This is a genomic window from Bradyrhizobium sp. LHD-71, from assembly GCF_031157255.1.
Taxonomy (GTDB): Bacteria; Pseudomonadota; Alphaproteobacteria; order Rhizobiales; family Xanthobacteraceae; genus P52-10.
In genome coordinates this window covers 79,993-104,969 of sequence record NZ_JAVIFX010000024.1, presented here as the reverse complement: position 1 = coordinate 104,969, position 24,977 = coordinate 79,993, and the positions used below count along the sequence as shown (strand labels likewise).

The window sequence follows — 24,977 nt, the reverse complement described above, 5'->3', positions numbered from 1 at the left end:
GTTTGGATCGGGAGATTGTTCGGAAAGCACGCGCGACATTGCGATTTTGCCTCAAATTGGGACAAAGTCCGGTTCTTGAGTTGAGTTTCGCAAACTTCGGGCCGCGCATACCTGCTATGGTTGTGATGGAAGACCTGTGCTGCAATACCGCAGGCTTTCCGAAATGTTCAGAAAGGTCACTTAAGCGTGTCTCAAAACCGACAATGCGCCGTGGCGTGCGACCCGCGGCGGTGTCCTTAAAGATGAGGCGTCCGTGGCATCTTCTGATTCGCTTCAGACTGACCACATCCTGGCATCCGTCGAGCACGCCGGATTCGACTGGGACATCACCGCCGACGTCCTGAGATGGGGCGCGGGCGTGAAGACTTTGCTGTCGGGGTTTCCGCCCGACAAGCTCGCCTCGGGTACTGAATTCGCCAAGCACATCGAGCCGGCAAGCTCCGCCCGCGTCGACGCCATCATGAATTCATCGGCGCCTGACAAGGGCGACGGTGTTCCTTATCGCGTCGAATACGGCGTGCGCCGCGCAGCAAGCGCGCCGATGCTCTGGATCGAGGAAACCGGCCGCTGGTTCGCCGGCGCCGACGGCAGGCCGGTGCGGGCGCAGGGCGTAATGCGTGCGATCAACGAACGGCATGCGCGCGACGAGCAACTGATGCGGCTTTCGCAGCAGGATCCGCTGACCGGCGAACACAATCGCACTCGGTTGATCGCAGCGCTTGCGGAAGCGATCGAGGAAGCCCAGCGCTTTCGCTCCTCATTTGCCTTCATGGTCGTGGCCATCGATCGTCTGGCCCGGGTCAACGATGCGTTTGGTTTCGACGTGGCCGACGAGGTCATTCGTGAGGTGGCCGATCGTCTGCGCGCGCGGCTGCGCGGCGGCGATGTGCTCGGCCGTTTTTCTGGCAATAAGCTCGGCCTGATCCTGAAGAATTGCACCGCCGACCAGATGCGGCTGGCCGCGGAGCGCTTTCTCGCCGGCATTCGCGACGACGTGGTCCCGACAAAGTCCGGACCGGTGTCCGTGACCGTCTCGATCGGCGGCATCAACGTGCCGCGCCACGCCCGTACCGCCGATGATGTGGCCAGTCGTGCGCAGGAAGCGCTGGAGGCCGCGAAAGCCCGCCGCGCCGGCTCGTTCATGACATGGCTTCCGAACGTCGAGCGCGACGCGCAAAGGCGCGTCAACATTCGTGTCACCGACGAGATCGTCACCGCGCTGAACGATCGCCGCCTAGTCATTGCCTTCGAGCCGGTGGTGAAGGCGGACACGCGCGAAGCGGCGTTCTATGAATGCCTGGTTCGCATGCGTCACGACGGCGGCCTGATCCTGGCACCTGACGTGGTGCCCGTTGCCGAGCGGCTCGGCTTGATCCGCCTGGTCGATCACCGCGTGCTCGAGCTGGTGCTGGCGGAGCTTGCGACGTCGCCGACGGTCCAGCTCAGCCTCAACATCTCGCCGGATACGACCACCGATCCCGACTGGTGGAGCAGCATCGAGTCGTGCCTGCGCGCGAGCCCCTCGATTGCGCAGCGCCTGATCGTCGAGATCACCGAGACGGTGGCGATCCGCGACATCGACGACGTACGCACTTTCGTCACGCGGTTGAAGAATCACGGCTGCCGCATCGCCATCGACGATTTTGGCGCTGGCTACACGTCGTTTCGCAACCTGCGCAAGCTCGGCGTGGACATCGTCAAGATCGACGGCGCGTTCGTGCAGAACGTCGCGCGCTCGTCCGACGATCGCGCGTTCGTGCAGACGTTGATCGACCTTTCGCGGCGGCTCGAGTTGAAGACTGTCGCCGAGTGGGTGCAGGACGCGGAAGCGGCCAATCTGTTGCGCGACTGGGGTTGCGACTACATTCAGGGTCGCTTCATCGGCCTTGCGACGGACGAGCGGCCCTGGGTCGGCACAAACGACGACTCCGCCCGCAAGGCGGCCGCGCACAGCGTGGTGTGATCGACGCCCTCAGCGCGGCGACGATCGCGATGAAAGCGATATTCGATCTTGTCGGAGAGTGAGCCGCCGGGTGCCGGTGGCTGATGCGGGCTGCGGCAAAGCGCGTGCCCCTCAGGTCTTGTCCTGCTCCTTCGACATCCGCTCGAGCTTCTCCTGCATCTCCTTCATCTGGCGGCGCAGGGTTTCCATCTCGTCGGCGGTCTTGCCGTTTTCTTCGGCAGGCTTGTCGGCAGGCGGCGCCTCTGGGCGTCGCGGCGCCGTAAACGGCTTGAACATCGAAAACGTTCTCTCGAACATTTCCATGTTGCGGCGAACCTGCTCCTCCAGCGGGCCGAATGCGCTCATGCCGCCGAAGGCCTGGGTCATCTGTGTACGGAATTTCTCCTGCTCGCGCGTCAGCGTGTCGATCGACTGCTCGAGATAGCGCGGCACCAGCATCTGCATGCTGTCGCCATAGAAGCGGATGAGCTGGCGCAGGAAGGTCGTCGGCAGCAGGTTCTGTCCTGCCTTGTTCTCCTGCTCGAAGATGATTTGCGCGAGCACCTGGCGGGTGATGTCGTCGCCGGTCTTCGCGTCATAGACCAGAAAATCCTCGCCGTTCTTCACCATCGTGGCGAGGTCTTCGAGCGTCACATAGGTGCTGGTGCCGGTGTTGTAGAGGCGCCGATTGGCGTACTTCTTGATGGTGATAGGCTCTTCCGATTTCGCCATGGACACTCGCACAACAAGATGAAGAGGGACGGGAACCCGTCCGGAAGCGGCCCGGGCAGCGCGTGTTGGCGCGTTGCAATAAAGTAAGCACTTTCAAGAGCCTTCGGCTACCGTTTTGTGCAGGTCGGGTTAACAGCGTCGCCGGGCAGTGCTGCAGCTGGCCGGTCGCGCGCGCGACCATTATCTGCTAAGCGATTGACACGCATTCGCTGGCTTCACAGGATGTGGCGATCATTCCGGCCGCCGGCACCGAGCCAGCTCGAACGGACCACCCTCAGGAGTTTTCCCCATGAAGGACGATGTCGTCATCGTCGGCGCGGCCCGCACCGCCGTCGGCAGCTTCAATGGCTCATTCGCCTCGACGCCCGCGCACGATCTCGGCGCCGCAGCCATCAAGGCAGCGCTCGAACGCAGCGGCGTCGAACCGGGCCGCGTCTCGGAGGTGATCATGGGCCAGATCCTGACCGCGGCTCAGGGCCAGAATCCCGCCCGGCAGGCGTCGATCAAGGCCGGCGTGCCGGCCGCCTCGCCCGCATGGATCGTCAATATGGTCTGCGGCTCGGGTTTGCGCTCCGTGGCGCTCGGCTACCAGGCGTTGATGAATGGGGACTCTGATATCGTCGTCGCCGGCGGTCAGGAATCGATGACCCTGTCGCCGCATGCGCAATATCTGCGCGGTGGTCACAAGATGGGCAGCATCGAGTTCGTTGACACCATGATCAAGGACGGCCTGTGGGACGCCTTCAACGGCTACCACATGGGTAATACCGCCGAGAACGTCGCCAAGCAGTGGCAGATCACCCGCCAGCAGCAGGATGAGTTCGCCGTCGCCTCCCAGAACAAGGCCGAGGCGGCGCAGAAGGCCGGCAAGTTCAAGGACGAGATCGTGCCCTTCACGATCAAGGGCCGGAAGGGCGATATCGTCATCGATGCGGACGAGTACATCAAAGCGGGTGTCACCGTAGAAAGCGTGTCCAAGTTGCGTCCTGCCTTCGACAAGGAGGGCACGGTCACCGCGGCCAGCGCATCGGGCATCAACGACGGTGCCGGCGCGGTGGTGCTGATGCTCGCGAGCCAGGCCGCCAAGGAAGGCAGGAAGCCGCTTGCGCGCATTGCCTCCTGGGCGCAGGCCGGTGTCGATCCGGCGATCATGGGCTCCGGACCGATCCCGGCGTCGCGTGCCGCCCTGAAGAAGGCCGGCTGGAATGCCGCCGACCTCGACCTGATCGAGGCGAACGAGGCGTTTGCTGCGCAGGCCTGTGCAGTCAACAAGGATCTCGGCTGGGATACGTCCAAGGTCAATGTCAACGGCGGCGCCATCGCCATCGGTCATCCGATCGGTGCGTCAGGCACGCGCATTCTGATCACCCTGCTGCACGAAATGCAGAAGCGCGACGCCAAGAAGGGGCTTGCGACGCTCTGCATCGGCGGTGGCATGGGCATTGCAATGTGCGTGGAACGGTAAAGCCGGTGTCATGAAGAAACGCTACATGCCCGGCCCTGCGCCGGGCATGTTCGTCTCGGGCTCAAACTCCATCTAAAGGAGACATGGCCCGGGTGAGCAGGCAACGTACTGTTCACAGCGATGAAGACGTAATGGGAGGATTGTCATGGCACGGGTGGCACTGGTCACTGGCGGCACGCGCGGCATCGGCGAGGCGATCAGCAAAGCGCTGAAGGCGGCCGGCTACAAGGTCGCGGCAAGCTATGCGGGCAATGAGGCGGCCGCGGCCAAGTTCAAGGACGCCACCGGCATCCCGGTGTTCAAGTGGGACGTCGGCTCGTTCGAGGCCTGCGGCGAGGGCATCAAGACAGTCGAATCGGAGCTCGGTCCGGTCGAGGTGCTGGTCAACAATGCCGGCATCACCAAGGACACGCCGTTCCACCGCATGACGCTCGAGCAATGGAATGCGGTCATCAACACCAATCTCGGCTCGCTGTTCAACATGTCGCGGCATGTGATCGAAGGCATGCGCGCGCGGAAGTTCGGCCGGATCATCAACATCTCGTCGATCAACGGCCAGAAGGGTCAGTTCGGCCAGGTGAACTATTCTGCGGCGAAGGCCGGCGACATCGGCTTCACGAAGGCGCTGGCGCTGGAAGCGGCGCGGAGCGGCATCACCGTCAACGCGATCTGTCCAGGCTACATCAACACGGAAATGGTTCGCGCCGTACCGAAGGACGTGCTGGAGAAGAATGTGATCGCGGCCATCCCCACCGGGCGGCTCGGCGAGCCGGAGGAGATCGCGCGCGCCGTCGTGTTCCTTGCGTCCGACGAGGCCGGATTCGTCAACGGCTCGACCATGACGATCAATGGGGGGCAGTACCTCACATAGGCTGCGCGATCCGCCGCGGAACCGGCCGCGATGAAAATCGTTGTCGGCCGAGTGTTGCCGACCGAGGGAGAGCGACATGAATCCGGAACAGCGCGGCGCGCATCCGAAGATCGCGCGGATCTGGCGAGGCCGCACACCGGCCGCGCGCGCCGACGAGTACGCCGCCTATCTATATGAGCACGGCATCAAGCCGCTGGAGAAAAAGGCGCTGGGCGTGCAGTTGCTGCGCGAGGATCGTGCTGGCGAAAGCGAATTCGTGACCATCTCGTATTGGGAGAGCGTCGAGGCGATGTCTCGGTTCGCTGGCGCCGACCCCCGGCGCATCCATCACCTAGAGCGCGACCCTGAGTTCCTGGTCGAGCTTCCCGACGCCGTGCAGATCCTCGACATCGCCGCGAGCGCCGGTCGGACCGGCTGAGCAAGGCTGGCGGGGAGCAGGCGCAAATACCTATCTTTCAAGACGCTTCACCGCCTTGTCTGGCGGGCGAACCTCGCATAGAACGAGCCCGCAACCGGCCGGGAAACCGGCCCGATCGCCCCTTCGGAGAGGTGGCAGAGTGGTTGAACGCACCGCACTCGAAATGCGGCATAGGTGCAAGCCTATCGGGGGTTCGAATCCCTCCCTCTCCGCCACTTGCGGCCATGTCCGGCCCGGACACATCGGTAACAGATCGTACCTAAGACATGGGTGACAATCTCGTGCCGAACGGGTTGTCGAGGGGCTGCAGGGGTCCTCTGCTCGAGATCGAAGTATCCCAGATCGTAGTGCATGAAGCTGACGAGCCAAATACCCTCGTCGACTTCCTTGATGCCGAGTTTTTGGCCGGCCAGGACATGCGAGATGTTGATGCGCTTGCGGTGCAGGCATCGGGGTCCGCATGCGGTGACCAGCACGTCGCGGTCGTGGAACGGATAGGCAGCTCGGGCAGGCCTTGATAAGGGCGCGGTGAGGTCAGGTAGATCTCGGTGGGACACTTCATGGCCAGCGCCTCATACGGCCTTTCGCGATTGAACTCTTGGACGAAGGCATCGAAGCGGTCCTGCTGCTGCACGCTGTTTGCTCCTGGCGGCCGCGTCGCCTCCTTTGCGCTTGAAGCGGCGACGAGCCTGCGCAGCAGTACGCTCGCATGGCTTCCACCGAGCGACCAGCAACGCTCCAGCGCGCTGCAAACTCGTAAGGTGGGCTATTGCGAGAAGCCGATCCCGATCGGCTCACTGCGACGAACGCGCATGGCGTTGGTGCCGCGGACGGGTCCGATGTCGCCGAGGTAGAAGGTCGCGAGAAATGTCTTCTCGGCAAGGTCCACCGTATGACTCCACAGCGTTCGCTCGGGGAGCGGTGCGATCACTCCGGCCGCGCTGCTGTCGGCGAAGGCGCACGCGACAACGTCGATCAGCCCCTGCAGGTCCCCACGAGTATACGGTGCGTGGTGTCTGGAGATAGCGCTCGATAGCAAGCAGACACGCACGAAGCTGTTGTGCTCCTTGCCCATGTCGAGCGCGGGGAACGTCGAGCGATCGGGATAACGGTGCAGGGGGTGGTTGGTGACTATGAACGGCTCGTGCTGTCTGCCGTCAACGAAGCAGTACTGCCCCGTGCTGCCGTCGATCTCGAATACCGTCGCCATTCCCCTGGCGTCCGCGATCAGGAGATGCAGGCCGCTCGTTGGGCAGAAGATCCTTTGCTGCAGCAGGCAGTGCTTGGCCTCTTCCACTGTGGCGCACTGTCCCAACACCATGGCGGGAACCTGGAACTGGCTCAGTCCGGCGTCACGTCCGCCCGCCTGCGGCAGCGGCGCCGCAGGCGCCGATGGATCGGCCAGCACGGTCACGAACAGGCCTGCCTCATTGAGGCCGTCGACCCATGGATTCAGCAGGTCCCAGCCGCTTATGTGTAGGCTTGCCCGACCTTGCTCCGGCCGGAGTTCCGTGATCTGCGAGCGCGCGTTGAACGCGTACTCACCAGGCATGCGCTGCCCGCCATGAAACTCTCGTGGCGTGACCGTGAACCAGTCGTAGTTTCGTGCGACGAGCGGGTGGCCATTGACGCTGAGGCTTGGCGGAATGAACACCGCGGAGCAGCCGGCGCCGCCCATGTCCAAGGGAAGAGCGGTAGTGTCGAAAATCCCCTCTTCCGGATCAACGCCATATGCTTCGCCAACACCGAGGGCCCGCGCATGGCCTGATGGCCAGTTGCGGCGGAAGTAGTCGAGCCGCGCCTTGCCGTAGATTGGCGCGACGTAGCGGGCGAGCTTGACCGCGTAGTCGGACTTGGAGATGTGGCCGATATCGTGTCCGATCTCCTGGTCGCTGCCGCTGATGACGAGATGGCGAAGCGCGATGTAGTCGCCATCGCGCGGCGGCAAGGGGTAACTATCCTTCTCGATCATGTGAGCTCCTCATGAACAAAGGCGGGTGGGTCAAGGTCGCGTAGGCGATGCCGAGACGGTCGAGGAAGGCGAAGAGGTCGTCGGGGGGCGGGCATGGTCGGAGATGGGTTGGTGCTGTGATCGCCGCTGATGTGTCATCCCGCGGGAAATTCTCAACTCGCTTTGGGGGCGGGCCTGATATCAAATCCCTGATTGATGGCGGCGAACATCTGGTAGAAGCCGGACACCACCACGATTTCGACCAGACCGCGCCTGCCCCACAGGCCGGCGGCGCGCGCCTGCAAGTCCTCCGGTACCACCTGCCACGTCGTGGTCCGGGCCAGGATGGCATGCACCAGGGCATAGGGATCGGGGAGGGCATCCTCGTGTCCACTGCCAATCGACTCGATCACGGCGGCGGGAAGGCCGGCGGCGCGTGCGCGCTCGATATGGTCGTGCCATTCGTAGTCGGCGCCGGTGGCACGGGCGATCGTCAGCACGATGAACTGGTAAATCGTGCGCGGCAACACGCCTTCGAATTTCAGGAAGAAGCCGAGCTCCTCAACCCGCTTTGCGAGTTCCGGGTGATTGAGGAGCGCGAGATAGGGACCGCCAAAGTGCTCGCCGTGTGCTGCGCGCCGCGCCGCCATCACGTCGTAGAGCGCTCGCGCATCGGCCGGCAGCGCCGCTGCATCCATGGTCAATACGGTCATGCGTCGCCTCTATTCGTGATAGGACCAGGCGTGGGCGCCGGCATTGAAGTCGGCGACCGGCGTTGGGCAATCCTTATCGGCCTTCACGTCGATCAGCGCAGTTGTCCCGGCGGCGAGCGCCTTGCGGAAGGTGTCGCCGAGCTCGGCCGGGTCACGCACGGTGAAGCCTTGCGCGCCGAACGCGCGCGCGAAGGCGGCCCAATCATGATCGGGGATGCTGGTGAGCTCGGAGGGCAGGGCACCGAATTTCCTGGCACGCAGCCAGACATTGCCGAGTGCGCCGTTGTTGATCACCAGATAGACGATCGGCAGACGATAACGCGCCGCTGTCTGCACCTCGATGCCGTGCATCTGCATGCAGCCGTCGCCGGTGATGACAGCAACGCGACGATCGGGACGCGCGCACTGGACGCCGATTGCGGCTGGGATCGCCCAGCCCATCGGCCCCAGATTGGTGGCTGAGATATACGTGCGCGGCGCATAGGCGCTCCAATAGTGCGCCGCGAAGGCGCGGTGCGCACCGGAATCGACCAGCACGATGCCGTCGCGCGGCAACGCTTCCCGCAACGCTGTGATCGCAGTGGCGGGGTGGATCGGGCTTCCGGGCCTGTGGGTGTTCTCGACGTCGTAGAGACGCGGGCCAGCCTTGATCTCCTCGAGCCAGCTTCGGCGCATGGCCTGGCCCGCCTGCAGCGCCGGCGCGATCGTCCCGGCGCGTTCGTGCATCAGGTCGAGAAAGGCATGGCAGCTTCCTTGCACCACATGTCCGCGGTCGCCGTTGGCGGCGAGCTCGTCCATGTCGGTATTGACGTGGATCATCGTCGCGCGTGAGCGATCGCGGACGGTCCAATGCATGGTGTCGCGTTCGTTGAAACCTGAGCCGAGCACCAGGAGACAATCGATCTCGTTTCCGAGGATCGCGTTCGTGGCGTGACGGGTGCCACCGTAGCCAAACACGCCGAGCGACAGTGCATGGTCCTCGGGGAACACGCCCTTGGCACGCAACGTGGTTGCGACTGGGATCGACCAGCGCTCTGCGATCTCGATGAGCCGCGCCGCGGCTGCGTCATGCTCGATGCCGGCACCAGCCAGAATGGCGATCCGCTGCTTTGCACCGTCGGTGAGGAGCCGCAGCGCTCCTTCGGCCTGCGCGAAGCTCAGCGGCCGCGCATCGGCAAAGAAGCTCGACACCGCGACGTCCTCCGCCGCGCATTCGTCGGTGAGCGCATCGTGTGTCAGTGAGAGGTGCACCGGCCCGCGCGGCTGCGCCCACATCGCAATCAGCGCATGACGAAACCAGTGATTGAGATTGCGCCCCGAGGCGACTGTCTTCGACAGCCGCGTGAGCGGCAGCATCATGGCGTCGTCGTCGAGTGTGGCCTGACTGGCATCCTGAAACTCGCCGCGGCCTTCCATGTCGAGCGGGATTTCGCCGGTCATGACCATCACCGGTGAACGGTCGGTCTTGGCGGCGGCGATGGCGGTCGCCATGTTGCCGGCGCCCGGTCCGCCGATTCCGAGCGCGGCGCCGAAGCGGCCGCTGGCGCGCGCGTGGCCGTCGGCCATGTAGACCGCGCCGCCCTCGTGCGCGGCAATGATCGGCTTGATGTCGGGATGCCGTCCGAGCGCCGGCAGGAACGGGTCGACGAGCCCGCCCGGGACCATGAAAAGATGCCCAAGCCCCTCGGCCACCAGCGCGTCGAGGATGTAGTCGGTGCCGAGCTTCGCCGCGGATACCGTCATGGAATGACCGTGATGTCCTGGTTCCAGGGGGCGGTTGTCGCGGAAATGGTGCCAGCCCCCGGTTAATGAATAGGATCGGCGCCGCGGAGAGTTTTCACCAAGCGGCAACAGTTGGCATTAGCCGGTGCCATTTGGCATAGCTTCGCTGGAGCGGCCCGGTCGGGTTCGACCGAGCCGCGATTACCCTTTCGGGTGTGGGTGTAGTTCAGGGGCAGAGCACAACCTTGCCAAGGTTGGGGTCGAGGGTTCGAATCCCTTCGCCAGCTCCAGAGCCTCAATGAAATCGAAATGTTGCGCTGGACTACATTCCTAGCACTTTGACGCTTTGAGCCCGGTCAACACCCGGTCAACACGAGCGGACGAAAAAAGAGTGGGGCCGGACTCGGCTGATCGTCGAGGGAGGCCATCCTCCCCGATAGCGGACGCGTACGAAGAGGTTGCCGTGTCCGGTTGAACGGATTGCAGACGTAGGCTTGCGCTTGTTGCCTCCATCCGGACGCGATAGCGTTTGAACGCTTCGGGGAGGGCCAAAGCGTGCGCAATGACGTCATCGACTGGCTGCTTGACTCCGATCCGGCGATCCGCTGGCAGGTCATGGATGATTTACTCGACGGACCCGAAGATGGATCGAGACTGGAGCAGACGAAGATTGAAACCCACGGTTGGGGCGGGCGCCTCTTCGAATTGCAAGATAACGACGGCCAATGGGCCGGCGGCGCTTTTGTGCCGGCGGGTTTTACCGAGCAGAAATGGCGCGAAGAGGGTCAGCCTTGGACGGCGACCTGCTGGACGTTGGCGCAACTGCGAGAATTCGGCCTCGATCCCGGCTGTGCCTGCGCCCGTCGTACGGTTCGGCTCATCGGCGAAAATTCTCGCTGGGACCACGACGGAGAGCGCTACTGGGACGGCGAAGTTGAAGAGTGCATCAACGGTCGCACCATTGCTGACGGGGCGTATTTCGGCGTCGACATATCGCCCATTGTGCAGCGCCTGCTTAACGAACGCCAACAAGACGGCGGTTGGAACTGTGAACGCGCCAACGGATCACGCGTCAGTTCGTTTGATACGACGATCAGTGTTCTTGAGGGCCTGCTGGAATACGAACGTAGAGTGGGCGTGACGCCGCAGACGCGGGCAGCACGGCGCGGTGGGGAGAACTATCTGCTGAGCCGAAGGCTCTTTCGTCGGCTGAGCACGGGCGAAATCGTGGACACGCAGTACCTCGAGTTCAGCCATCCTAATCATTGGCGATACGACATCTTGCGCGCACTGGATTATTTTCGAAGTGCGTCCAAGTTCGACCAGTCCGAGCCCGATCAACGGCTAGCTGAAGCAATCGCGCAGGTCCGACGGAAACAACAGGCGGATGGCAGATGGCTAATGGACTGGAAGGTTCGTGGGCGACGATGGTTCGAGCTTGACCCCGGCCCGGGCCAGCCATCGCGTTGGATCACACTACGTGCGCTGCGTATCTTGAAGTGGTGGGAAGCGGCCCAGCAATAGCCGCGCGCTTTTTGGTTTCGATTCCGGCTGAGCTTCGGCAATGCGTTGCTGGCGGGACGACCTCTTTCCAGTGACACTGGCCCGACAGCGGACTGTCCCTCTCGGCCCTAAGACACGATCGGGCACCGGTTCTTCAGCCTCCTTTTGAGCTTAGAGCAGTCTCATCCAGCTACGCAGGGCTCCGTAGTCACTGCTGAACGAGGTCAAGGCAGTCGGACACCACCCGGTCGAACGATTGATCGGCGTTGATCACGGTGTCCGCGCGTTTCGTCATAGCGGAAAAGCGCGAGTGCGACGACTCTAGGATCGCGAGCACCTAACTCTGAAAAGGGGACGACAGCAGCGCCAACGGTATCAATGGAGAGTGCGAGGACCTGCTCGCTAAAAGTGAAGGCTGCGATCATCTTATCAGAATGGCTCATCCGGATTGCGCCCCCTACCGCTCGAATGGCCGACATAGAGGTGGGTTGCTACCGAAAGTGAAGGTTCTGATGGATCATTGATCCTGGTATATTGAATGTGTTTATTGCTTCTCGCGGCCAGCGGCTTGCTCGCGCGCCAGCACCTTCTGCACCGCCGGATCGGCTGCGATTCTGTCATGCAGAGCCTGGACGTTGGCGTATTCTTTCAGTCGGTTAGGCAGCAGCTTTGTTGCCCACCACATCATTGGAAACGCATACGCATCGATGACCGAGCGTCCGCCGTCGAGGATAAATTCGCGTCCATCGAGGTGCCGGTCGAGGATGGCAAATTGCTTCGCCACCAGTTCCTGCCCCGCTTCTGTCACGGCCTTGCGCGCGACATCGCTCGTGTCTGTCGTGTAGCGAGACGGCACGAAGATCGGCCAGAAGGCGGCGTGAACGTCCGACGCGAAGAAAGCGGACCAGCGATGCGCTTCGGCTTCGGCGCGCAGGCCGTGGCCGCCAGCAAGCATGGCCTCAGGATGCTTGTGCGCAAGATAGTTCAGGATGGCGCCGGCTTGGGTCAGAAGCCAGCCGTCATCCTCACGAAGGGTCGGCACCGCGCCGGCGGGGTTCACTGCAAGCAGTTCGTCGGAGCCGTATTGCACCTTGACCGCTTCGTACGACCTGCCGATCCATTCGAGAACAATGTGAGGAGCCAGCGAGCAGGCACCGAGTGCATAGTAAAGCGTAGGCATTGATGGTTTCGTCCTTCTTGCTCTTGTTATTGGCGCCGTCAGCGCCAAGGGGGGCCGACACGCTCCTGTCGAATGCGGAATGTCGTACGGCTCGTTAGCTGCGAGGCCCACTTTGACCCGACATTCCAGTCAACGGTTCGGGGACGGGCTGGAGGAGCAACCTGTCGCGGCCCGACATGGCGTCTCCCTGCACCTGTTCGTCCAGCCGCTCCGTATCGCGCCGGCGGATGTCCTCGGCGGCTTCCTCGATGTCGACCTCGGCGAAGCCCAGCGCGCGCAGGCCTGCCGCTCCCATCAGGTAGGCGGACTCGACCGTCTCGCGAATCTGATAGTCGACACCGGCGCGGATCAGGTCCACGGCATGTCCACGGTCATAGCTGCGCACCAGGAGCCTTGCCTGAGGAAATTCGTGCTGCGCCATTTCCACGATCTGCAGCGCGGCCTTTGGATCGTCGATGCAGATCAAGATCACATCGGCCACTCCGGCGCCGGAGTGGCGCAGGATGTCGAGGCGGGCGCCATCGCCGAAGTAGACCTTGAAACCGTATCGTCCCGCGTCGCGGATCCGCTCGGGATTCTTGTCGATGACGGCGAGGTCGACGCCTCTGGACAGCAGCACCTGCGAAGCGATCTGGCCGAAGCGGCCGAAGCCGATGAGGAGGATCCGCCCCTTCAGATCGCGGGCGACATCGACGCCGTCCATCGATGCCTCGGTGCGAAGCAGCCTGTCCGTTGCGATCATGAGCAGTGGGGTCAGGGCCATGGACAGGATCACGACGGTGGAGAAAAGCGCGTTCTCCCGCGCCTCGATTACGCCGCCCGATGTCGCCGCGGCGTAGAGCACGAAGGCGAACTCGCCGCCCTGCAGGAACATCGACGTTCGGTGCAGTGCCTGGCGGCTGGCGGTGCCGAACAGCCGGGCGACCGCATAGACCACGGCCCCCTTCGCGACCGTGAAGGCGGCCAACATGGAAAGCAGAAGTCGCCATTCGGCCGCGACGACGGCGAGGTCGAGCGACATGCCGACGGCCAGGAAGAACAGCCCCATGAGCAGGCCACGGAACGGTTCGATGTCGCTTTCGATCTGGTGTCGGTAGCTCGAACTCGACAGCATCACCCCGGCGAGGAAGGCGCCCATCGCCATGGACAGCCCGGCGACCTCCATGAGCAACGCCGCACCGAGGACCACCAGCAGCGCGCCCGCCGTCAGCACCTCGCGCGTCCGCGCCCGCGCCAGTAGGGCGAAGAACGGGTTGAGACCCCAGCGCGACACAGCCAGGAGTGCAGACAGCGCGGCAACCGCCACCAGAACACCGGTCCATCCCGCCTCTCCTTGCGAGAGAGGCGACAGAAGGGCGACCACCGCCAGAAGCGGCACGATCATCAAATCCTCGAACAAGAGGATCGCGACCGACTTCTGCCCCTCCGCACCCGACATCTCGCCGCGGTCCTGCAGCGCAGACATGATGACGGCGGTCGAGGACAAGACGAAGCCGGCCCCGGCGATGAAGGCGACCCGACCCGACAAGCCGAACACCACTGCGCCCGTCAGCGCGAGGGTCGCGATCGCGCCGGCGACCTGGGCAAGACCCAACCCGAAGATCTGGCCCCGCATGGCCCAAAGCTTGGGCGGGCGCAGTTCGAGTCCGATCACGAACAGGAACATCACCACCCCGAGCTCCGAGAAATGCAGGATGGACTGGGCGTCGGTAAACAGACCGAGCACCGATGGCCCCACCAGTACGCCGGCGGTGAAGTAACCGAGGACCGAGCCAAGGCCGAGCCGCCGAAACAGCGGCACGGCAACCACCGCCGCTCCCATCAAGACCACCGCAGGAGCGATCGTCTGCCCCAAACCAGCTTCAGCCATCAGATCGTCTTTCCGATTTCGTGTGCTGAGGTCGTTGGTTGCACTGCCGCCCTGACGATCGGCGCGACTTCACTGCCCAGAAGTTCGATCGACCGCTTCATCGCCGCCGTCTCAAGCGAGGCGGTGCTCATCTGGAAGGTGATGCGTGAAACGCCGCCGAGCACCTCGCCGGCGTGAAGTATCTTGGCTGCGACCGTCGCCGGATCGCCGATCAGGAACGCGCCTTCCGGGCTGGCCATGGCGTCGAACTGCTGGCGCGACGGCGGCGGCCAGCCGCGCTCGCGGCCGATCTTTTCCGTCAGATGCGCCCAGCCGGGGAAGAATGCCTCCCTGGCCGCCTTGTCGGTCTCGCCAACGAAGCCCATCGCGTGGACGCCCACTTTGAGCTTGTCGGGCATGTGTCCGGCGTTCATGACCGCCTCGCGATAGAGATCGACGAGTGGTCGGAAGCGCTCGAAGCTCCCCCCGATGATCGCCACCATCAGCGGCAGGCCGAGGGTGCCGGCGCGAACGAAGGATTGCGGCGTGCCGCCAACGCCGACCCAAAGCGGCAGGTGCGGCTGATGTGGACGCGGATAGACGCCCTGACCCTCCAGCGCCGTGCGGAAGCGCCCCTTCCAGATCGGGTAGGTCGTCTGGTTGAGCTTCAGCAGCAGGCCGAGCTTCTCCGCGAAGAGCTCGTCATAGTCCCGCGGGTCCGCGCCGAACAGCGGATAGGCCTCGCCGAACGAGCCTCGCCCGACGACGATCTCGGCCCGGCCCCTTGCGATCAGGTCGAGGGTCGCGAACTCCTGAAAGATCCGGACCGGGTCGGCGGCGCTCAGCACCGTCACCGCGCTCGTCAGTCGAATGCGACTGGTGCGGGCCGCAGCGGCAGCCAAAATGATCGCCGGCGCGGAATCGAGAAACTCGGCGCGATGGTGCTCGCCGATGCCGAAGACATCGAGCCCCACCCGGTCGGCGACCTCGACCTCGTCGATAAGATCGGCCATGCGATCGGTTGCCGACGGAAGCTTGTCCGTCGCGGGATCGGGGAGGATGGCGGCGAAACTGTCGATGCCGATTTCCATAGGTAATCCTTGCAAGCTCATTCGGCGGCGCGGTGTGGGGACACGGGTTCGGGAGCGGCGAGCGATCGCATGTCAGAACCGGTAGTTCGCCATGACGCCGACGAGTTTTATGACCTCCGCCGGCCCCGTCTCGCGAATGAACGTTCCCGGATCGAAGACTCCGACCGAAGCCGCGAGGTTCAGCTCCGGCGTTGCCTGCCACCCTATGGCGATCTCGGCTTGCGTTCCGATGAAGCGCGCATCGCTATCCTTGCCGCTGCGGACGAGCGCACCCGAGATTGCATAAATGCCGTCGCCGGTGCTCTGTCGCCAATAGGCCGTACCTGACAGCGACAACTCGACATCCTTGTGCGGGCGGACCGTAAGGGAAGGCCGCACATGAATCAGGTTGCGCTGTCCGATCGGCGACTGGGAGGCAAAGTACTTGCCCCGGGGAAAGAGCGGATTGAGCGTTCCAAGCTGTGGATCGTCCGGATCATCGTCTCCCGAGATCACGTCTGCGGCGAGCCTGAGGTCGGGCTGCAGCGGGATTTGCGTGAACCGGTAGCCGATCTCGCCACCGATGCCCCAGGCCGCCCTCCGGTGGCCCGCGAACGTCCCACGCTGAATGGCACCCTCGAGGTTCCAGTATGTGCTGCCGGTATCGCCGAATATGCGGGCTCCGATGGTATGGACCAGCTCTCTACCGGCGCCCTGATCGTAGACCGCATTCCGGTCGCGCAGCCCCAAATAATAGACGTCGAAGCCGTTCGCCCGACTATCTCCCAGCCACCACGTCGCATAGGCGCCCCAGAGCGCCTTCTGGGTCGACGTCCGATCGTCGAAATCGTCCAGCCTGTTGTCGACCGGGCGGAAATAGAGCGCCGTCAACTGCCAGGCTTCGGCCGTCAGAGACATGTCGACGCCGTCGAACGCCTGCGGAATGTTGGGGCCATAGCGCGTGTCGACGAAGCGTCCCGCGCCCAGTGAGACGAGCTTGCGGCCCGCCGACAGCCGCACCGAGGTTGCCTCCGCGACATCCGACTCCACCTCGATGAAGGCCTGCAGCATGTCGGCGCCGGTTGTATCGACAGGCCTCTTGGCGCGGTGAACGCCTGAGATCCCGGAGAAGATGGGCTGTGCGAACAAACGGAGCTTGCCCACATGGAAGTCGGCGTAGGGCATGAAGCGATGCCAGACATAACCATCGTCCGGCGCCGCTCCCCAATTGACGTTGGCATAGCCCTCGTAGCGCGACCGGAACTCGACGCCCGTCGTGAAATACGTCGACCCGTCCGCGCTCAAGGGGATGTACTTGAACTGTTCGGTCCATCGCCCCGTCCGCTTCGCAGGGTCTGCGAGATGGGTCCAATTCTCCGGATAACGCTCGATCGTGAGCGTCGGCGCGCGCCCGATATCGGTCCCAACCTGTGCTTGCGCGGCAACAGACACCGCAGCGACTGACGTCGCGAGGACAAGGCCCCGCACAGCCGTCAGTGACCGCTGTGGGCCATTCCAAACGGAGCGACGCGGTTGATGGCGGACGTGGGCTTTTTCAGCGGCTCGTCGAGGCGGGATGACGAGGGCCGGCCAGCACTCAGCGCTTGCAGAATGCATCCTGCAGGACTCTCGCCACCCCGCCCGCATCAGCCTGCGATGCCCGGCACCGGCGTGTTGAGCAACTGCTGCTCCCACAAATACGCGATGCCGCTGCCGCCGAGGTGATCGATCAGGATCTGTGTCAGTTCTTCGGCATGCTCGGTGCGTGCCCAGTCGCGCTGCCACTCGCCGGCCAGCGCCATCCAGGTCATCGGGTTCGCGCCGGCCGCGATCATCCGCTGGATGGCAACCTCGTGCGACTCGGTCGAAACGCCGCCCGACGCGTCGGTGATCACGGTCACGTCCCAGCCTTCGCCGGCGGCCTGGATGACGGGCATGGCGACGCAGACTTCGGTCCACAGGCCTGCGATGATCAGCTGCTTGCGGCCGGTTGCCTTGACGAGGTCGACCACCTTCTTGTCCTCCCAGGTGTTCACCCAGGTACGGTCGATCACCTCCTGGTCCGGGAAGACGTCCGTGATCTGCTTGAAAAGCAGGCCGCCACGCGCCGCAAGCACGCTCGTGAGGATAGTCGGAACGTTGAAAGCTTTCGCAAGCTTCGCGAGCGCGGTCACATTATTGACCACGGCCTGCGGATCATGGCTGTTCACGTTCGTAAGCTGAAAAGCTTGATGATCGATCAGAACGAGGACCGAATCTTCGGGACGAAGAAGCGAGGCAAGGCCGTTACGAAGGGTCATTTACTGCGTCCTTTGCTGCCGCTTGGAGCGGCATTTGGTTTTGCGGAGACATGCGCCAGCGGCTGACGCTGCCGGGCGCACTTAGACGTTCCGTTGGGGGACGAGGTAGTGCCATAGTCCGGCACGCTGTGTCGCGAAACGAGGAACGCCAACTTGGACATCGAGGATCTGCAGACATTCGTCGCCGTGGCCGATGCCGGGGGCGTATCGGCCGCCGCGCGCCAGCTCGGCGTCTCCAAATCGATCGTCAGTCGGCGGCTTTTACGGATCGAAGCGGAGTTCGGCGTCCAGCTTCTTGCGCGAACGACCCGCGGTGCCGCACTCACGGAAGCGGGAATCACGTTCAGAGATCATGCGGCCCGGGCCAGCGCCGAGATCGACACCGCCAGGGAAGCGATCCTCCCCGCCGGAGAGCTGCGTGGCCGCCTGAGGGTTGCCATGCCGCTTACCTTCGGCCCGACTCACTTCGCTCCCGTGCTCGCGGAAATGGCGCAACAGCACCCGCAGCTCCACATTCACACCTCCTACAGCGATCGCTTCGTCGATCTGATCGCCGAAGGCTTCGATTGCGCGATTCGGGTTGGTTACCTTCAGGACTCGAACCTGATCGCGAAGCGCATCGGGCCGATCTATGGAAAGCTTGTCGCAAGTCCGGACTATATCAAAGCGCACGGTTCGCCTGAGACGGTAGAGCAACTCGTCAACCATCAGGCCCTCATGCAGGGAACTGAGACCTGGCAGTTTTTGGATGGCGACAAGATCGTCACGGTTCAACCGCAGGGCAGATTCAAGGCCGACAACGCTGCGGCGCTTGCCGCAGCGGCAGTGGCAGGGCTCGGCGTCGCCTGGCTCCCCGACTGCACCACACATCAATATGTGGCCTCCGGGGCGCTCGTTCCGGTGATGACACGATATCCCCCGCCTTCGGCAGGTGCGTATGTCGTCCGACCGCCGGGTAAGTACCCCACACGGAAAGTCCGGGTCCTCATCGAAATGCTGATCGAGTGCTTCACACGAAATCCGGACATTTGGGGTCTTGACCGTTAAAGCACGAACAGGGCGAAGCCTTATTAAGGAACTGCGTTCGACGATTGCTCTACTGCGAGCCGCCGAGTTCGATGACATTGCCTGCGCGTTCCACTTATCGCGACACAGCTTGACGTATCACAGGGCTAGTTGGGCAGACGGTCGCCGCCCAGTTTAAACATTCGTCGGGTCGAAGCGCTCTTCTCGCTCGCGCGGTCCGGATTGATCGAAATCGGGCATTCGCATCGGCAAGGGTGAGGCCTCCCGGAAATCCGAGAGAGAATGAGGCGCATGAGTTGGAACCCTGCAATCGAACCGGGCTGTCCCGATGAGGTCGGCCTCGACGCAATCGAAACGCTCATCGTCCCGCGTGCGCGAGACCTCGGCGGCTTCGAGGTTCGGCGCGCCCTGCCAGCACCCAAGCGGCAGATGGTCGGGCCGTTCATCTTCTTCGATCAGGCGGGGCCAGCCGAGTTCCTGACCGGACAGGGCGTCGATGTCCGGCCGCATCCGCACATCGGTCTCGGCACCGTCACCTATCTGTATCGCGGCGACTTCCATCACCGGGACAGCACCGGGGCCGATCAGACGATCCGTCCTGGCGAGTTGAACTGGATGGTCGCCGGGCGCGGCGTGACCCATTCAGAGCGCACATCAGCCGCCGCCCGAAGCGGCCCGAACAGTCTGTTCGGAATCCAAACCTGGCTGGCACTACCCGAGCGTCACGAGGATATGGCACCGATGTTCGAGCATCATGGCAAGGAGGCGCTGCCGATGATCGAGGATAGCGGCGTCTCGCTCCGGCTCATCCTCGGAAACGCCTATGGTGAGAAGGCCCCCGCGACAATGTATTCGGAGACGTTCTACGCCGATGTGGCGCTAGAAGCAGGAAGCCGACTGCCGATGCCGTACGATCACGAGGATCGGGGCCTCTACATCGTCGAAGGCTCGATCTCGATCGCCGGCCAGGATTTCGAGGCAGGCCGGATGATGGTCTTCCGACCCGGCGACAGGATCACTGTCGCGGCTGGTGACAGAGGCGCGCGGCTGATGATTCTCGGCGGCGCGACCCTTTCGGGTCCCCGCTACATCTGGTGGAATTTCGTCGCATCATCGCAGGAGCGCATCGAAGAGGCCAAAGCCGAATGGCGCGCGCAGAACTGGGGCAAGGGGCGCTTCGATCTCCCGGTCGATGACCGGGATGAGCACATTCCTCTTCCGGACTGACCGACACTGGTGAGGGAATCGCCGGACACGGCTCGGGCGATCGAAGACGACATGAACAAGGCCGCGCTGAGGACTTCGCGTTGACGCGTAAGAGTTCAAGCTAGCCACTCAACCACACCATCACCGACGAAGGTCAAGAGGGCGAAAGCGTAAACGCAAACGTAGTTCTCCGTTTCGTCGTCTCTAACGTCACAAGCCCTTTGAAGCGACCGGAGACTTTGACCTCTCCGGGCTAGTCGACGTCATTCGATCACTTCGGCCGACCGTCTGGCAGCAGCTTGGCGACGTGGGAGCTGACGATTGCGCCGAACAGTCCGGGGTCGCTGAAAGCCCGCGCCGAGAGCATTGCCCCATGAACCGATGCCATCAGCGCCTGGGCCTCTTCTTCCGGTCGCTTGTCCAGGCGGAACACGTCCTGCTCTACGCCAGCCCGGAGCACCGCGGTGAGCCATCCCGCGAGATGACGGAAATGGGCGCGGACGCGTGATGCGACCTCTTCCGGCAGCATCTGCATCTCGGTGGCGAGCATCGCGCAGACGCAGAAGGGCAGCGACGCATCTCGAATGCACGTCTGCCAGAAGTTCAGATAGGACTGCAATTGCTCGGCAGGGCTTGAGGACTGTTCTTGAAGGGACGTTAAGCCCGCCTCCGCCTGCCGCCTGTAGCGGTCCACCAGCACCGACACCAGCTCGGCCTTGGTCGGGAAGTGATGGTGGATGCTCGCCTTCCTGATGCCGATCGCAGCGGAGATGTCAGCATAGCTGAACCCGTTGTAGCCTCCCCTGACGAGGAGAGACTGCGCGATGTCGAGGATCTTGTCCGACGTCGAAGTCATTGATTTCATGTCGCTATCTACCTACCTACCGGTAGGCAAATCGTCAAGCTTTCCTCAAGTGCCCGGTCCTCACAACAGAGTGCTCACGCGTCAGGTTGACTTGCGAATGGTCTCTACCTACTAGTCGGTAGACAAAAGGAGTCACCCTCATGCAAAGCCGACCTTGGGCCCAATCGGGCTGGTTGCGATCCTATTATTTCGTGCGCGCCGTTTTCTCGATCGCCTGGATTGCCGCCGCCATTCTCCTCAACGGGCAATCTGGCCCTGTCGCTGTTCTGCTCGTGATGTATCCGGCATGGGACGCTCTCGCTAATCTGGTCGACGCCCGGATAAACGGCGGCCTCAGAGCCAACCCGTCCCAAGCATTGAATGTCGCGGTCAGCACGATCACGGCGTTCGCAGTGATTGTGGCGGTCATCACCAGCACCTATGCCGTTCTGGCCGTGTTTGGCGTTTGGGCGATCCTCTCGGGTCTGCTGCAATTGTACACGGGGGGCAGGCGCTGGCGTCACTATAGCGCGCAATGGGCAATGATCCTGAGTGGGGCCCAGTCGGCCCTCGCTGGCGGCTTCATGATCAGCCGCTCCTTTGGCGCGGTTGCGCCGACGATCCTGGACATCGCCCCCTATGCGGCGTTCGGCGCGTTCTACTTCCTGCTTTCGGCATTCTGGCTTTTCATCACCGCCCATCGAAAGGCAGACGCGTAAGCGCTGCGCGCCTCCCGCCGCGAACGCGCTCGCGACGCAGTGTCTCGCTACGGGGCAATGAAGTTGTTCGTCGTCCACTCCTCGGGGCTCGGTGTGCGTGGCTCACCGCGCCGGGCGGCATCGTGCGCGACCGACGTCGTTTTCAAACCGCGACATTTCTGCGCTATGGATGCTTGCGAGGAGCAATCATGAACGCAGCCAGCGACGCCCGTTTCTGGGACCGGACTTCACGAAAGTATGCCAGGGGTCCGATCGCCGATCAGGTCGGCTATGAGCGGACGCTGGACAGGACCCGCACGCTGTTGGCGCGCAGCGACAAGGTGCTCGAGCTGGGCTGCGGCACAGGAACGACGGCGCTGCGGCTCGCCGGCCATGTGCAGGACTATCTCGCGACGGATGTTTCCGCCGGAATGATCGCGATCGCCAACGAGAAGCTTGCCGCCGAGCCGACCCCGGCACTTGTCTTTCGCACCGCGACCGCAGAGACGCTGCCGCCTGACGCAAAAGCATTCAACGCTGTTCTGGGGTTCAACTATCTCCACCTGGTTCGCGACCTGCCGGCCACGCTGCGACGCATCCATGCCCTGCTTGCAGCCGAGGGCGTGTTCATCTCCAAGACGCCCTGCGTCGGCGACATGAACCCGCTCATCCGCCTGGCCTTGCTGCCGGCGATGCGCGCAATCGGCATCGCACCTTATGCGGGCGTCTTCCGGGCGGCGCAGCTGAGCCAGCTTATATCTGCCGCAGGTTTCGACATCATCGCCACGGAAAGCCACGCAACGAAGGGCAACGACAACCGTCCTTACATCGTGGCCCGCAAGCGGTGACCTGAACCGGAGCGCCGTTACTGTCTTCGCCGATCCCTGCGAAACCGCGCGGCCACGCCTGCAACGACGTCGTCAACGATCTCCTGCAATTGCGCTGGTCTCGCCCCGTCGCGCGCCTGGATCGAAATGCCTTGCATGACGGCAGCCAGGTGGGAGAAGCAGTTTGCCGACCCCGCACTGGCAGGCTTCCGCATGGTCGGATTCGATCTGCGCGGCCACGGGGACTCCGACAAGCCGACTTCACCTGAGGCTTATGCCGATGCGGATCGATGGGCGGACGACGTCGCGGCTGTGATCGCTGGCGCGAAGCTCCGCCGGCCGGTGCTGGTGGGCTGGTCGCTCGGCGGTTTCGTGGCAGGCGCCTATCTCCGAAAATACGGCGGTTCGAACATTGCCGGCATCAATCTGGTCGATGCCGTGACCAGGCTGTCGCCAGATCTTCTGACCGAAGAGGCGGGCACGTTCACCCGGACCGCCACCTCTCGAGATCTTGCCGAGCGGACTGCGGCCACGGCGGACTTCCTCGCCGCTTGCTTTCATCGGCCACCGACGGCGTTGGAAATGCAGCGCATGCTGGTCGTCAATGGCATGACGGCACGCGCCGTGAATGAGGGTTTCGTCAAGACGGTAACGTCCGATCTCGAACCCGTCTTCAAGGACTATGCGGGGCCAATCCTGCTGACCCACGGTGTTCATGATCGCCTTGTCCGCTTGGTGATGTCCGAACGGATCAACGCGGTCCACGCGAACAGCCGGCTCTCGCTTTTTGAGGAGAGCGGACACAGTCCCTTTTTCGAGCAACCGGTCCGATACGGGCAGGAGCGCGCCGCGTTCGTGACGGCCGCGAGTTCACTGTAGATAACGGGCCGCCACCAGAGCTTCAGCGCGCAAAGCTTCCGCACGATCCATCTCGTTCAGCCGCTCCAACTCGGCGGCCGCGCGTTCGCGCTCCTGGATGTCTGCGAGGATGACATTTCGCACGTCCGACCAGCTCAAAAGAAGCCGCTCGACTTCCGCCGCTCGGCTATCGAAGTCATGAGGGGTCCACGTCGTCTGCGCCGTATGGATCGGCGGCGCTTCGGCATTGTCGATCGCCGCCACAAGCGCCCGAATCACCTTCGCCTCAAGGGGCCGCCGGTGCTTCATTGCCACGCGCAAATCGGCCCGCAGCCGCGTCTTCATCTCGGCCGCCGCATCCCCTGACATGATCGGTCTCTCCTTCCAGTTCTGACTGAATAATCCCTATTGCTCCTTATAGGCACCTAAGGAATAATATGGAGTACGAGAAGTGTCCGACCATCTTCTCACCGTCGAGCAGGCCGCAGAACAGCTGAACCTGCATCCCAAGACCGTGCTTCGTTACATCCATGACGGACGTCTGCCGGCCACGCGGGTCGGAAAGTCCTATCGTATCCCTCGCGCCAGGCTCGACGCCTTCGCCGGCATCGCCGGCGGCAGATCCGAAACGGTGGCCGGCGTGCGGACGACGTGCATCGTCGACGTCCCCGACATCTCCGTGGATCGAGCGCAGCGGATGGCGACGTTCCTCCATTCTGCAGCGTTGGCCGGCAATGCCGAGACGCCGCCGCTGCACCTTGAAACGGCCTTCGACCCACTTGCCAAAAGCATGAAGGTGGTGGCGATCGGTAGTCCGTCGGACGTGAGCAAGCTGCTGGAGATGCTGCAACTGCAACTGAGACAGCGATCATGAGCCGCGTCGTGTACAGGCGTGCCGACGCGGCTGTGGTTGTTCAGGCCCGCTACAGGGACGTCCTCGATCGATGGCCGGTTGAGAAAACCGAATTGCAGGTGTCGACAAGCCACGGTTCGACATTCGTGTTGGCCTGCGGACCAGAGCGCGCGCCGCCGGTCCTGCTGCTCCACGGCTCCCAGGCCAACGCGGCCTCCTGGATGTGCGATGTTGCGTCATGGTCGACGAAGTTCAGGCTGTTCGCCGTCGACATGATCGGCGAGGCAGGCTTGAGCGCTCCCGTTAGACCCGAGCTTGCCAGCGATGCGCATGCCCGGTGGCTCGACGATGTCTTCAAGGGATTGGGGTTGTCGCGTGCTGCCTTCATCGGCGCGTCGCTCGGGGGATGGCTGGCGCTCGATTACGCCAAGAGAAGGCCGGCAGCCGTTGACGCGCTGGTGTTGATCTGTCCGGCCGGCATTGGGCGGCAGAAGAACTTCCTGCTCAAAGCGCTCCCGCTTCTTCTGCTTGGCCCTTGGGGCCGGCGCAAGACGCGCGAACTGGTGTTCGGTCCGGCGCCAACAGTGCTGCCGGAACATATCCAGCCATTCGCAGACCTCATGGACAGCATAGATCGAGCGATCAAGCCGCGGATTGTCAGCATTCCCAGGCTGACGGATGCCGAACTCAGCAGACTCACCATGCCGATTCTGACGATCATCGGCGGGCGAGATGTTCTCCTCGACTCGAGGGACACCAAGCAACGGTTGCAGCGTGCCGCCCCGCACGCCGAGATACGCTTCATCGAAGAAGGCTATCATTTCCTGCCGGACCAGACCTCGCGGGTTATGGATTTCCTGGAACGGAGCCTTTCAGCGCGACTCGCAAACGACACATTGATGCCGCATAGTTGACGCGCCATTCGAATCGAAGGCTCAATAAAGGACGT

23 protein-coding genes, 1 tRNA gene and 1 pseudogene are annotated in these 24,977 nt (G+C 63.2%); 13 read left to right on the top strand and 12 right to left on the bottom strand.

The annotated features are described in order from the left end of the window. Positions 1-253 precede the first annotated feature (253 nt). On the top strand, positions 254-1,963 hold the full coding sequence (locus RCO31_RS24560) for a bifunctional diguanylate cyclase/phosphodiesterase (protein ID WP_308971202.1): 1,710 nt from the start codon (positions 254-256) through the stop codon (positions 1,961-1,963). 111 nt (positions 1,964-2,074) lie between these two features. Here RCO31_RS24560 and phaR read toward each other — a convergent pair whose 3' ends face one another. Then, complete coding sequence (gene phaR, locus RCO31_RS24555) at positions 2,075-2,674, bottom strand: polyhydroxyalkanoate synthesis repressor PhaR (protein ID WP_308971201.1); 600 nt, start codon at positions 2,672-2,674, stop codon at positions 2,075-2,077. A 289-nt stretch (positions 2,675-2,963) separates the two neighbouring features. Here phaR and RCO31_RS24550 point away from each other — a divergent pair, with 289 nt between their 5' ends. From RCO31_RS24550 to RCO31_RS24535, 4 genes are all read left to right on the top strand, one after another. Beyond that, complete coding sequence (locus RCO31_RS24550) at positions 2,964-4,139, top strand: acetyl-CoA C-acetyltransferase (RefSeq protein ID WP_308971200.1); 1,176 nt, start codon at positions 2,964-2,966, stop codon at positions 4,137-4,139. A 145-nt stretch (positions 4,140-4,284) separates the two neighbouring features. Continuing rightward, the gene (gene phbB, locus RCO31_RS24545) at positions 4,285-5,010 is read left to right on the top strand and encodes an acetoacetyl-CoA reductase (protein ID WP_308971199.1); all 726 of its coding nucleotides are present in this window, start codon (positions 4,285-4,287) and stop codon (positions 5,008-5,010) included. A 76-nt stretch (positions 5,011-5,086) separates the two neighbouring features. Further along, positions 5,087-5,428: a hypothetical protein gene (locus tag RCO31_RS24540; protein WP_308971198.1), complete on the top strand. Its 342-nt coding sequence runs from the start codon at positions 5,087-5,089 to the stop codon at positions 5,426-5,428. A gap of 125 nt (positions 5,429-5,553) precedes the next feature. Further along, positions 5,554-5,643, top strand: a tRNA-Ser gene (locus tag RCO31_RS24535). 44 nt (positions 5,644-5,687) lie between these two features. On the opposite strand, the pseudogene RCO31_RS24530 reads toward RCO31_RS24535, so the two are convergent. From RCO31_RS24530 to RCO31_RS24515, 4 genes and pseudogenes are all read right to left on the bottom strand, one after another. Next, positions 5,688-6,095: pseudogene (locus RCO31_RS24530) on the bottom strand (IS481 family transposase); the annotation flags it as partial. Between the two features lie 99 nt (positions 6,096-6,194). Next, positions 6,195-7,400 carry a hypothetical protein gene (locus RCO31_RS24525; RefSeq protein WP_308971197.1) on the bottom strand — a complete coding sequence of 402 codons (1,206 nt, stop codon included), beginning with the start codon at positions 7,398-7,400 and terminating at the stop codon, positions 6,195-6,197. A gap of 152 nt (positions 7,401-7,552) precedes the next feature. After that, complete coding sequence (locus tag RCO31_RS24520; protein WP_308971196.1) at positions 7,553-8,092, bottom strand: carboxymuconolactone decarboxylase family protein; 540 nt, start codon at positions 8,090-8,092, stop codon at positions 7,553-7,555. A 9-nt stretch (positions 8,093-8,101) separates the two neighbouring features. Further along, complete coding sequence (locus RCO31_RS24515; protein ID WP_308971195.1) at positions 8,102-9,835, bottom strand: thiamine pyrophosphate-binding protein; 1,734 nt, start codon at positions 9,833-9,835, stop codon at positions 8,102-8,104. Between the two features lie 594 nt (positions 9,836-10,429). On the opposite strand from RCO31_RS24515, the gene RCO31_RS24510 reads away from it, so the two are divergent. Continuing rightward, complete coding sequence (locus tag RCO31_RS24510) at positions 10,430-11,338, top strand: squalene cyclase (protein ID WP_308971222.1); 909 nt, start codon at positions 10,430-10,432, stop codon at positions 11,336-11,338. A 523-nt stretch (positions 11,339-11,861) separates the two neighbouring features. Here RCO31_RS24510 and RCO31_RS24505 read toward each other — a convergent pair. From RCO31_RS24505 to RCO31_RS24485, 5 genes are all read right to left on the bottom strand, one after another. Then, positions 11,862-12,497, bottom strand: coding sequence for a glutathione S-transferase N-terminal domain-containing protein (locus RCO31_RS24505; RefSeq protein WP_308971194.1), 636 nt, complete (start codon positions 12,495-12,497; stop codon positions 11,862-11,864). 94 nt (positions 12,498-12,591) lie between these two features. After that, positions 12,592-14,367: a monovalent cation:proton antiporter-2 (CPA2) family protein gene (locus RCO31_RS24500; RefSeq protein ID WP_308971193.1), complete on the bottom strand. Its 1,776-nt coding sequence runs from the start codon at positions 14,365-14,367 to the stop codon at positions 12,592-12,594. Then, positions 14,367-15,437, bottom strand: a complete 1,071-nt coding sequence (locus RCO31_RS24495) for an LLM class flavin-dependent oxidoreductase (RefSeq protein WP_308971192.1) — start codon at positions 15,435-15,437, stop codon at positions 14,367-14,369. Before RCO31_RS24495 ends, RCO31_RS24500 begins: the two co-directional genes overlap by 1 nt. Positions 15,438-15,509: 72 nt before the next feature. Then, positions 15,510-16,868, bottom strand: coding sequence for an alginate export family protein (locus RCO31_RS24490; RefSeq protein WP_308971191.1), 1,359 nt, complete (start codon positions 16,866-16,868; stop codon positions 15,510-15,512). A gap of 194 nt (positions 16,869-17,062) precedes the next feature. After that, positions 17,063-17,716: a hydrolase gene (locus RCO31_RS24485; RefSeq protein WP_308971190.1), complete on the bottom strand. Its 654-nt coding sequence runs from the start codon at positions 17,714-17,716 to the stop codon at positions 17,063-17,065. A gap of 153 nt (positions 17,717-17,869) precedes the next feature. Here RCO31_RS24485 and RCO31_RS24480 point away from each other — a divergent pair, with 153 nt between their 5' ends. Together RCO31_RS24480 and RCO31_RS24475 are read left to right on the top strand one after the other, a co-directional pair. After that, positions 17,870-18,763, top strand: a complete 894-nt coding sequence (locus RCO31_RS24480) for a LysR family transcriptional regulator (protein WP_308971189.1) — start codon at positions 17,870-17,872, stop codon at positions 18,761-18,763. A gap of 270 nt (positions 18,764-19,033) precedes the next feature. After that, complete coding sequence (locus tag RCO31_RS24475) at positions 19,034-19,969, top strand: pirin family protein (protein WP_308971188.1); 936 nt, start codon at positions 19,034-19,036, stop codon at positions 19,967-19,969. Positions 19,970-20,219: 250 nt separating this feature from the next. Here RCO31_RS24475 and RCO31_RS24470 read toward each other — a convergent pair whose 3' ends face one another. Then, positions 20,220-20,813: a TetR/AcrR family transcriptional regulator gene (locus RCO31_RS24470; RefSeq protein ID WP_308971187.1), complete on the bottom strand. Its 594-nt coding sequence runs from the start codon at positions 20,811-20,813 to the stop codon at positions 20,220-20,222. Positions 20,814-20,953: 140 nt separating this feature from the next. Here RCO31_RS24470 and RCO31_RS24465 point away from each other — a divergent pair, with 140 nt between their 5' ends. The 3 genes from RCO31_RS24465 to RCO31_RS24455 all read left to right on the top strand — a co-directional run bounded on the left by RCO31_RS24465 (position 20,954) and on the right by RCO31_RS24455 (position 23,196). After that, the gene (locus RCO31_RS24465; RefSeq protein WP_308971186.1) at positions 20,954-21,511 is read left to right on the top strand and encodes a DUF308 domain-containing protein; all 558 of its coding nucleotides are present in this window, start codon (positions 20,954-20,956) and stop codon (positions 21,509-21,511) included. 188 nt (positions 21,512-21,699) lie between these two features. After that, complete coding sequence (locus RCO31_RS24460) at positions 21,700-22,338, top strand: class I SAM-dependent methyltransferase (RefSeq protein ID WP_308971185.1); 639 nt, start codon at positions 21,700-21,702, stop codon at positions 22,336-22,338. A gap of 135 nt (positions 22,339-22,473) precedes the next feature. Then, positions 22,474-23,196 (top strand): alpha/beta hydrolase, encoded by a 723-nt coding sequence (locus tag RCO31_RS24455; RefSeq protein ID WP_308971184.1) that lies wholly within the window; start codon positions 22,474-22,476, stop codon positions 23,194-23,196. Here RCO31_RS24455 and RCO31_RS24450 read toward each other — a convergent pair. Continuing rightward, the gene (locus RCO31_RS24450; protein WP_308971183.1) at positions 23,188-23,544 is read right to left on the bottom strand and encodes a hypothetical protein; all 357 of its coding nucleotides are present in this window, start codon (positions 23,542-23,544) and stop codon (positions 23,188-23,190) included. The genes RCO31_RS24455 and RCO31_RS24450 overlap by 9 nt on opposite strands. Positions 23,545-23,626: 82 nt before the next feature. Between RCO31_RS24450 and RCO31_RS24445 the strand changes: the two genes are divergently transcribed. Continuing rightward, positions 23,627-24,049 carry a helix-turn-helix domain-containing protein gene (locus tag RCO31_RS24445; protein ID WP_308971182.1) on the top strand — a complete coding sequence of 141 codons (423 nt, stop codon included), beginning with the start codon at positions 23,627-23,629 and terminating at the stop codon, positions 24,047-24,049. Continuing rightward, positions 24,046-24,942 carry an alpha/beta hydrolase gene (locus tag RCO31_RS24440; protein WP_308971181.1) on the top strand — a complete coding sequence of 299 codons (897 nt, stop codon included), beginning with the start codon at positions 24,046-24,048 and terminating at the stop codon, positions 24,940-24,942. The genes RCO31_RS24445 and RCO31_RS24440 overlap by 4 nt, the downstream gene beginning before the upstream one ends. Positions 24,943-24,977: the final 35 nt, after the last annotated feature.

What these genes read in the sequence shown, in the direction of transcription:
- RCO31_RS24550 (WP_308971200.1), top strand. Translation starts at nt 2,964, where the DNA reads ATGAAGGACGATGTCGTCATCGTCGGCGCGGCCCGCACCGCCGTCGGC.
- RCO31_RS24540 (WP_308971198.1), top strand. Translation starts at nt 5,087, where the DNA reads ATGAATCCGGAACAGCGCGGCGCGCATCCGAAGATCGCGCGGATCTGG.
- RCO31_RS24495 (WP_308971192.1), bottom strand. Translation starts at nt 15,437, where the DNA reads ATGGAAATCGGCATCGACAGTTTCGCCGCCATCCTCCCCGATCCCGCG.
- RCO31_RS24520 (WP_308971196.1), bottom strand. Translation starts at nt 8,092, where the DNA reads ATGACCGTATTGACCATGGATGCAGCGGCGCTGCCGGCCGATGCGCGA.
- RCO31_RS24505 (WP_308971194.1), bottom strand. Translation starts at nt 12,497, where the DNA reads ATGCCTACGCTTTACTATGCACTCGGTGCCTGCTCGCTGGCTCCTCAC.
- RCO31_RS24500 (WP_308971193.1), bottom strand. Translation starts at nt 14,367, where the DNA reads ATGGCTGAAGCTGGTTTGGGGCAGACGATCGCTCCTGCGGTGGTCTTG.
- RCO31_RS24525 (WP_308971197.1), bottom strand. Translation starts at nt 7,400, where the DNA reads ATGATCGAGAAGGATAGTTACCCCTTGCCGCCGCGCGATGGCGACTAC.
- RCO31_RS24470 (WP_308971187.1), bottom strand. Translation starts at nt 20,813, where the DNA reads ATGAAATCAATGACTTCGACGTCGGACAAGATCCTCGACATCGCGCAG.
- phaR (WP_308971201.1), bottom strand. Translation starts at nt 2,674, where the DNA reads ATGGCGAAATCGGAAGAGCCTATCACCATCAAGAAGTACGCCAATCGG.
- RCO31_RS24515 (WP_308971195.1), bottom strand. Translation starts at nt 9,835, where the DNA reads ATGACGGTATCCGCGGCGAAGCTCGGCACCGACTACATCCTCGACGCG.
- RCO31_RS24510 (WP_308971222.1), top strand. Translation starts at nt 10,430, where the DNA reads ATGGATGATTTACTCGACGGACCCGAAGATGGATCGAGACTGGAGCAG.
- RCO31_RS24460 (WP_308971185.1), top strand. Translation starts at nt 21,700, where the DNA reads ATGAACGCAGCCAGCGACGCCCGTTTCTGGGACCGGACTTCACGAAAG.
- RCO31_RS24440 (WP_308971181.1), top strand. Translation starts at nt 24,046, where the DNA reads ATGAGCCGCGTCGTGTACAGGCGTGCCGACGCGGCTGTGGTTGTTCAG.
- RCO31_RS24485 (WP_308971190.1), bottom strand. Translation starts at nt 17,716, where the DNA reads ATGACCCTTCGTAACGGCCTTGCCTCGCTTCTTCGTCCCGAAGATTCG.
- phbB (WP_308971199.1), top strand. Translation starts at nt 4,285, where the DNA reads ATGGCACGGGTGGCACTGGTCACTGGCGGCACGCGCGGCATCGGCGAG.
- RCO31_RS24465 (WP_308971186.1), top strand. Translation starts at nt 20,954, where the DNA reads ATGCAAAGCCGACCTTGGGCCCAATCGGGCTGGTTGCGATCCTATTAT.
- RCO31_RS24455 (WP_308971184.1), top strand. Translation starts at nt 22,474, where the DNA reads ATGACGGCAGCCAGGTGGGAGAAGCAGTTTGCCGACCCCGCACTGGCA.
- RCO31_RS24450 (WP_308971183.1), bottom strand. Translation starts at nt 23,544, where the DNA reads ATGTCAGGGGATGCGGCGGCCGAGATGAAGACGCGGCTGCGGGCCGAT.
- RCO31_RS24475 (WP_308971188.1), top strand. Translation starts at nt 19,034, where the DNA reads ATGAGTTGGAACCCTGCAATCGAACCGGGCTGTCCCGATGAGGTCGGC.